Annotated in this window: 1 protein-coding gene; it reads left to right on the forward strand. The window is 71.9% G+C overall.

Features of this window, described 5'->3' with window-relative positions; translation table 11 throughout:
* Window positions 1-194 precede the first annotated feature (194 nt).
* Window positions 195-770 carry a TetR/AcrR family transcriptional regulator gene (locus tag CSR00_RS29895; RefSeq protein ID WP_099025953.1) on the forward strand — a complete coding sequence of 192 codons (576 nt, stop codon included), beginning with the start codon at window positions 195-197 and terminating at the stop codon, window positions 768-770.
* The last annotated feature ends 27 nt before the right edge of the window (window positions 771-797 follow it).

Consider the following 797-nt stretch of genomic DNA (forward strand, 5'->3'; position numbering starts at 1 on the left):
GGATCAGGTCGGGGGTGCGAAACCGTCGACGGACGGCGGCGCGGCGGGCCCGCCGCCGCCCGCCGCGCCGCCGTCCGTCGACGGTTTCGCACCCCCGACCTGATCCCCTCCGGCGCCTCGACGGGGCGCCCGGACGGGACGCACGATGAGACAGCGATGTCTCATCGTGGGATACCGGTGCTATATTCTGGGGCATGGCTGACATCGGCGTTTCGGAAGGTGGGGCACGCGCACGCACGCGGCGCGCCATCCTGGACGCCGCCATGACGGTGCTCGGCGCCGACCCCGGCGCCTCGGTCGCCGAGATCGCCACCGCCGCCGAGGTGGGACGCAGCACGGTGCACCGCTACTTCCCGGAACGCACCGACCTCGTCCGGGCCCTGGCGCTGCATGTACACGCGCTGTCCAACGAGGCCATCGCACGGGCCGATCCCGCGTGCGGGCCGCCGCTGGAGGCGCTTCGCCGTGTGATCGACAGTCAGCTGGATCTGGGACCGATCGTGCTGTTCGTGTTCAACGACCCCAGCGTGCAGTCCGACCCGCAGTTGTGGGCGCATCTCGACACCGGCGACGAGGCGATCGTCGAGGTGCTCACGCGGCTGTCCACCCGCAGCGCATCGATGCCGCCGGGGTGGGCCCGACGGGTGTTCTGGGCGCTGCTGGAGGCCGGCTACGAAGCCGCCAAGGTCGACCGCACCCCCCGGCACCAGATCGTCGACGCGATCATGACCAGCCTCACCGAGGGCACCATCACCGCACCGGACGTCTGACACCGCGGCGCCCCGCCCGTTCGACAG

Origin of the sequence: Mycolicibacterium palauense, assembly GCF_002592005.1 — a bacterium.
GTDB classification, from domain to species: Bacteria; Actinomycetota; Actinomycetes; order Mycobacteriales; family Mycobacteriaceae; genus Mycobacterium; species Mycobacterium palauense.

Excerpts from the sequence above, each read along its gene's own strand:
- CSR00_RS29895 (WP_099025953.1), top strand. The coding sequence starts at position 195 with ATGGCTGACATCGGCGTTTCGGAAGGTGGGGCACGCGCACGCACGCGG.